Source organism: Streptomyces sp. UH6 (assembly GCF_013421635.1).
GTDB classification, from domain to species: domain Bacteria; phylum Actinomycetota; class Actinomycetes; order Streptomycetales; family Streptomycetaceae; genus Streptomyces; species Streptomyces abyssomicinicus.
Map to the genome: position 1 here is coordinate 1 of NZ_JACADT010000254.1, position 6,660 is coordinate 6,660.

Sequence of the window (6,660 nt, forward strand, 5' to 3'; positions counted from 1 at the left end):
ACCTTTTCGGTGTCCGATTCCCAGTCGGTTGGGTGCCTTGGGCTTTCGGATCAGGTCCGTCGGCCTTTCGACATTCACTACGCTAACCGACTCCCCAGCGAAACTCATAATCGAGTCCGGCCGTTCGAATTCCAGGCGTGCGAGCACGCAAGAATTCGCCCCGCTGAGGGGAGAAGTGAGTAGTGGAGTGGCCGCACACGGTGAGGGCAGAACACCCGCCGTGTCTTGCGGCTCGGGCTACCTTACGGACCCCGAGGGTCCGAGTCAAGCCCATCGTCCGGGGCCGTCTGTCGGACCTCCGGGCGATCCAGCGGTAACCGGGATCGGGCGTCCCTCCGCCCCCTCCGCCGGCCTCCCCCGCGCGGGTTCGTTGCGTACCTGGTCGGAAGGGCCAGACACTGGCGAGGTTCATGCGCGGAGACCTCTTCACCTCGGCGGTCTCCACTCCGTCGAACGCTCGGCCGTCCTCCGGAGCGGGGCCCGGCCCGCAGGATTATGGCCGGTTCCTTTTCATAACGGGGCCGGAAGTCGACGGGCCGCCCGGGTGAGTCCGGCACAGTCGACACCTTCGTCGGCGCGTCCGGCGCGGCGTTCACCCCGCACAGCCCTCTCCGGCACGGCGCCGCCGGCGAAGGCGCACCACGGCTCAGGCCCAGGCTCAGGCTCTGGCGGACGGCTTGGCCCTCGGGCTCAGCCGGTAGGCCGAGACCGTCGGGTCACCGGCCAGGTAGAAGCGGTGCTGCCAGTCGTGTGCCTTGCTCACGCCGACCCGAGGGCCGACGCGCACGAGCTCGGCGGGGACCGGCTCCCCCTCGGACAGCGTGACCGTGGGGCCCGTCAGGAGATCCGCGCCGTTGTGCTCCGCCGTGATGCCGAGCGCCTGGCAGAAGTTTCCCGGCCCCCGCGCGAGACGCGGGCCCTCGACCGTGCTTCCTCGCCGCTCGCGCGCCAGGTCCTCGCCCTCGATGACCCTGCCCGCCCGGATGAGTACGGCGGAGGCGATGCCGTCCGTCCCGGTGACGATGTTGGCGCACCAGTGGAGACCGTGGGACCGGTAGACGTACATGTGTCCGGCGGGTCCGAACATGACGGCGTTGCGGGGTGTCCTGCCCCGGTAGGCGTGGGAGGCGGGGTCGGCGGAACCGGAGTACGCCTCGGTCTCCGTGATCGTGATGCTCACGGTTCCCTCGGGGCTCTCGTGGGTGAGGACGGCTCCGAGCAGTGTCGGGGCGACTTCCTCAGCGGCGTGGGCGAGGTCTTCCACGTTCATGCCGGCCGCCTGGGAGCGACAGCCTGAACGTCGCGGACGACGGGCCCGTCGAAGCGGGACCTGGGCGGGGGCGTACGGTCGAGGCGCGCGATCATGTCCTCCGAGATTACTGGAGGGGCCCGGTCGCAGTTGGGGCCGCGGTTGCGGAGGAAATCGGTCCGCCATGTGGGGATCCGGAGGTCCGGAACCGTCCCACGGCCCCACGCGTTACCAGTAGTCGTCAGCAAGCACAGATTGCAGGGCGACTGAGCGGGCGCGGACCCACGGGGGCGCCTGGAGAGAGGGAGACAGATGGGGTTCAAGAAGCTGCTCGCCAGTCTCGGGGCCGGGGGCGCCTCGGTGGAGACCGTGCTGACCGAGGTCAACGTGGTTCCCGGCGGCGTGGTCCAGGGTGAGGTGCGGATCCAGGGCGGTTCCGTCGACCAGCAGATCGAAGGGCTTGCGGTCGGTCTCCAGGCGCAGGTCGAGGTCGAGGGCGGGGACAACCAGGAGTACCGGCAGAACATCGAGTTCCTGAAGGTGCCGTTGGGCGGTGCCTTCCAGCTGCAGGCCGGTGCCACGCACGTGGTGCCGTTCGGCATCGACATCCCGTGGGAGACCCCGATCACGATGATCGAGGGCTCGCCCCTGCGCGGCATGCACGTCGGTGTGACCACGGAGCTGGCCATCGCGCGGGCCGTGGACTCCTCCGACCTCGACCCGGTGAACGTGCACCCGCTGCCGGCGCAGAAGGCGATCATGGACGCCTTCCTCCGGCTGGGCTTCCGGTTCAAGAACGCCGACCTGGAGCGCGGGCACATCCGCGGCACGCGCCAGCAGCTGCCGTTCTACCAGGAGATCGAGTTCCTGCCCCCGCAGCAGTACCGCGGCCTGAACCAGGTGGAGGTCAGCTTCGTCGCCGACCAGTCGGAGATGGACGTCGTCCTGGAGATGGACAAGAAGCCGGGGCTGTTCAGCGAGGGCAGCGACACCTTCCGCTCGTTCAAGGTGAGCCTCCACGACTACCAGGCGACCGATTGGGCGGCCTACCTCAACCAGTGGCTGTCCGAGGTCGGCAGCAGGCGCAACTGGTTCTAGGCTCGGCGGGGACAAGCAGTAGGACCGAGTCTTTCTGAAACACAGCCAGGAGGTTCCCAGGTGACCGAGTCCACCAGGCCGCCGCTGCCGCACGACTTCCACCCGCAGGTGCCGTCGTTCTCGGTGACGAGTGACGACGTCGAGGCGGGCGGCACGCTCGCGGAGGCGCAGGTGCACGCGGCGGGCAACATCTCGCCGCACCTGCGGTGGCAGGGCTTCCCGCCGGAGACCAAGAGCTTCGCGGTGACCTGCTTCGACCCGGACGCACCGACCGGCAGCGGCTTCTGGCACTGGGTGCTGTTCGACATCCCGGCCGAGGTGACCGAGCTTCCGGCCGGCGCGGGGTCGGGGAAGTTCGAGGGTCTTCCCGAGGGCGCCGTGCACGCGCGCAACGACTACGGCACCCGCGACTTCGGTGGCGCCGCGCCGCCGCCCGGGGACGGACCGCACCGCTACGTGTTCAGCGTCTACGCCGTCGACCAGGAAAGGCTCGGCCCCGACGCGGACACCAGTCCGGCGGCTGTCGGATTCAATCTGCGCTTCCACACGCTGGCCCGGGCCCACCTGATCGGCGAGTACGAGGTGCCCGCGGGAAGCTGAGTCGCTCCCGGTGTCCTACGGCACGTTTGCCCGCCCCTGGTCTTGGAAGTGATCAGGGGCGGGCTTCTTTTTCTGCCGTAGGGGCGGCGGATATTGCGTTGTCCCTTGCGGCACGCCCGGCCAGAGTGGGATTCCGGCCTGCCAGGGGGGCGGCCGGCACACGAGAGGTGGGCTGGTTGTGCGGGACACGCTGGTGCTGAACGCGAGCTTCGAGCCGTTGTCGACGGTGACGCTCAACCGTGCCGTGGTGCTGGTGCTCCAGGACAAGGCGGTCGTCGAGCAGGCCCACCCCGATCTGCGGATGCGGGGTGCGGCGGTGGAGATACCCGCGCCGCGGGTGATCAGGCTCTGCCGGTACGTCAGGGTGCCGTTCCGAAGACAAGCGCCATGGTCGAGGCGGGGTGTGCTGGTACGGGACAGGCACCGGTGCGCCTACTGCGGCGGCCGCGCGACCACCGTCGACCACGTGGTGCCCCGGGCCCAGGGCGGCAGGGACTCCTGGCTGAACACCGTGGCCTCCTGCGCCGAGGACAACCACCGCAAGGCCGACCGGACGCCGGAGCAGGCCGGAATGCCGTTGTTGCGGGAGCCGTTCGAGCCGACGCCGGCCGACGCGATGCTGCTGGCGATGGGCGGGAGGGGTGACCTCGAGGACCTGCCGGACTGGCTGGCCGTCCGGGCGGCCGCCTGAGTTCCGCCACCGACGGCCGAGGGCCCGTCACCCCGGGCGGGGTGACGGGCCCTCGGCCGTCCGCCGTTCGCGTTCCGGTTCCGGATGCGGGGGCGTCGGACGGCCGGACGCGGGAACGCCGGGTGTCCGGACGCGGGGCGTCGGACGGCCGGGCGTCGTCAGTCGATGGTCGGCTTCTCGAGGCGGTCGCTGCCGCCGGCCGCGGGCCTGGGCACGGAGCCGGGGGAGCCGCCGTTCTGCGGGGTGAAGTTGCCGAGTGCGCCGCCGAGGCCCTTGAGGGCGTCGCCGATCTCGCTGGGCACGATCCAGAGCTTGTTGGCGTCTCCCTGGGCGATCTCCGGGAGCATCTTCAGGTACTGGTACGCGAGCAGCTTCTGGTCCGGGTCGCCCGCGTGGATGGACTCGAAGACCGTGCGGATCGCCTGGGCCTCGCCCTCGGCGCGGAGCGCGGCGGCCTTGGCCTCACCCTCGGCGCGCAGGATCTGCGACTGCTTCTCGCCCTCGGCGCGCAGGATCTCGGACTGCCGGACACCTTCGGCCTGGAGGATCGCGGCGCGCTTGTCACGGTCGGCGCGCATCTGCTTCTCCATCGAGTCCTGGATGGAGGTGGGCGGCTCGATGGCCTTGAGCTCGACGCGGTTGACGCGGATGCCCCACTTGCCGGTGGCCTCGTCGAGGACGCCGCGCAGGGCCGCGTTGATCTCCTCGCGGGAGGTGAGGGTCCGCTCGAGGTCCATGCCACCGATGATGTTGCGGAGCGTGGTGACGGTGAGCTGCTCGATGGCCTGGATGTAGCTGGCCACCTCGTAGGTGGCGGCCCGGGCGTCGGTGACCTGGTAATAGATCACCGTGTCGATGTTGACGACCAGGTTGTCCTGGGTGATCACGGGCTGGGGCGGGAACGGGACGACCTGCTCACGGAGGTCGATGCGGTTGCGGATGGTGTCGATGAACGGCACCACGATGTTGAGCCCCGCGTTGAGCGTGCGGGTGTAGCGGCCGAATCGCTCGACGATCGCGGCGCTGGCCTGCGGAATGACTTGGATGGTCTTGATCAGGGCGATGAAGACCAACACCACCAGAATGACCAGGACGATGATGACCGGTTCCATCGTGGCTCCCCGTACCCCTCTCGGCCGCGTCGCGGGCGGCGGATGGCGTGGTTGTCGAAGATCTTTCCGCCCGAGTCTCGCAGACCCCGGTGACCGCTGGGGCGGGTTCCGGCCACTTGCCCGAAGCGCCGGACGGCCGCCGGAGCGGGCGGATCACCGGCCTCGGCCTGCGTGGCCTGCGGGCCCGCGTGTCTGTGCGCCTGCGCGCCTACGCGCCTACGCGCCTACAGGACGACGGCGGTCGCTCCCTCGATGTCGACGACGTCCACCTCCTCGCCCGCCTCGTAGGCCCGGTCCGGTTCCAGGGCGCGTGCGGACCACACCTCCCCGGCGAGCTTGATCCGCCCGCCCTGGGAGTCCACCCGCTCGAGGACGACCGCCCGGCGGCCGCGCAACGCGTCCACACCGGTGGAGTGTTGGGGCCGGGACGTGTGCCGGGCCGCGATGGGGCGCACCACCGCGATCAGCGCCACGGAGACGACCACGAAGGCGGCCACCTGGAGCACGATGCCGCCGCCGAGACCCCGCGTGATCGCCGCGGCGATCGCGCCGACGGCGAGCATGCCGAGTTCGGGCATCGCCGTGATCACCAGGGCGATGCCGAGCACCGCCGCCGCCACCAGCCACCAGACCCACGCGTCGATGTCCACCCGCTCATGGTAGGACCGCGCCCCCGTCGCGGACAGGGCGCGAACGGGGGCGCGGAAAAGGGCTCGGACGGGACCCGGTACGGGTGCGGCCCGGGCGGGGCGGCCCGGGGGCCCGACCATGTGGCTGGCGGCGGCTAGGCGAGCGGCAGACCGTGGGCGGTCCAGCGGTCGCCGACCTGCTCGACGACCAGGGGCAGGCCGAAGCAGTGGGAGAGGTTGCGGGAGGTCAGTTCCAGCTCGATGGGGCCGGCGGTGAGGACCTCGCCCTGCCGGATCATCAGGACGTGGGTGAAGCCGGGGGCGATCTCCTCGACGTGGTGGGTCACCATGATCATCGAGGGGGCGATCGGGTCACGGGCCAGGCGGCCGAGGCGGCGCACCAGGTCCTCGCGTCCGCCGAGGTCGAGGCCGGCGGCGGGCTCGTCGAGGAGGAGCAGCTCGGGGTCGGTCATCAGGGCGCGGGCGATCAGGGTGCGCTTGCGCTCGCCCTCGGAGAGGGTGCCGAACTTGCGGTCCATGAAGCCGGTCATGCCGAGGCGGTCGAGGAACGCGACGGCGCGCTCCTTGTCGACGTCCTCGTACTCCTCCTGCCAGGCGGCCGTCATGCCGTAGGCGGCGGTGAGCACGGTCTGCAGGACCGTCTGGCGCTTGGGCAGCTTCTCCGCCATGCCGATGCCGGCCACGCCGATGCGGGGGCGCAGTTCGAAGACGTCGGTGCCCGGCCTGCCGAGGGTCTCGCCGAGGATGGTGGCGGTGCCCTTGCTCGGGTAGACGTAGCTGGAGGCGACGTTGAGCAGGGTGGTCTTGCCCGCGCCGTTGGGGCCGAGGATGACCCAGCGCTCCCCCTCCTTCACCGACCAGGAGACCCGGTCCACCAGAGCCCGGCCCTCCCGGACCACGGATACGCCCTCAAGCTCCAGAACATCGCTCATCAGCGCGCTGTCTCCCCTTGCGTTCTCGGCCCTCCCCGTCGTGACGGCGGCGGCCGGTGTCGGCTGTCGTGTGCGCCGGCGGGCGCAGCCCTTTCGGAAAAATCTACGCCACCCGGTGTCCTGGGGAATCCAGTGGGACGGTCCTTAGGCTGGGCGCATGCTCACCGAACCACGTGCCGGGCGCCTGACCGCCTGGGGAAATGCCCTTCTTGCCCATCTCGTCCCGCCTGACGACGCGGTGGCCGGGATTGTCGGGGACGACGCGCTGCACCGGGTCGAGGGCCTGCCCGGGGAGGACGCCCCGGTCGGTCTGTCGCTGGCGCTCGGG

At 70.6% G+C, this 6,660-nt stretch carries 7 protein-coding genes; 3 read left to right on the plus strand and 4 right to left on the minus strand.

Annotated features, from left to right (window positions below):
• Positions 1-658 precede the first annotated feature (658 nt).
• Positions 659-1,270, minus strand: a complete 612-nt coding sequence (locus tag HW445_RS14505; protein WP_180221438.1) for a DNA-3-methyladenine glycosylase — start codon at positions 1,268-1,270, stop codon at positions 659-661.
• A 291-nt stretch (positions 1,271-1,561) separates the two neighbouring features.
• Here HW445_RS14505 and HW445_RS14510 point away from each other — a divergent pair, with 291 nt between their 5' ends.
• From HW445_RS14510 to HW445_RS14520, 3 genes are all read left to right on the plus strand, one after another.
• A complete protein-coding gene (locus tag HW445_RS14510; RefSeq protein WP_180221439.1) occupies positions 1,562-2,347 on the plus strand; it encodes a sporulation protein in 786 nt (261 codons plus the stop codon).
• 60 nt (positions 2,348-2,407) lie between these two features.
• Positions 2,408-2,947 (plus strand): YbhB/YbcL family Raf kinase inhibitor-like protein, encoded by a 540-nt coding sequence (locus HW445_RS14515; RefSeq protein WP_180221440.1) that lies wholly within the window; start codon positions 2,408-2,410, stop codon positions 2,945-2,947.
• 178 nt (positions 2,948-3,125) lie between these two features.
• Complete coding sequence (locus tag HW445_RS14520; RefSeq protein ID WP_180221441.1) at positions 3,126-3,638, plus strand: HNH endonuclease; 513 nt, start codon at positions 3,126-3,128, stop codon at positions 3,636-3,638.
• A 158-nt stretch (positions 3,639-3,796) separates the two neighbouring features.
• Here HW445_RS14520 and HW445_RS14525 read toward each other — a convergent pair whose 3' ends face one another.
• The 3 genes from HW445_RS14525 to HW445_RS14535 form a co-directional block, all read right to left on the minus strand.
• Entirely contained in the window at positions 3,797-4,750 is a 954-nt protein-coding gene (locus HW445_RS14525) for an SPFH domain-containing protein (RefSeq protein ID WP_180221442.1), read from the minus strand.
• Between the two features lie 224 nt (positions 4,751-4,974).
• Positions 4,975-5,400, minus strand: coding sequence for an NfeD family protein (locus tag HW445_RS14530; protein ID WP_308799132.1), 426 nt, complete (start codon positions 5,398-5,400; stop codon positions 4,975-4,977).
• Positions 5,401-5,534: 134 nt separating this feature from the next.
• Positions 5,535-6,332: an ABC transporter ATP-binding protein gene (locus HW445_RS14535; protein ID WP_151775589.1), complete on the minus strand. Its 798-nt coding sequence runs from the start codon at positions 6,330-6,332 to the stop codon at positions 5,535-5,537.
• Positions 6,333-6,660: the final 328 nt, after the last annotated feature.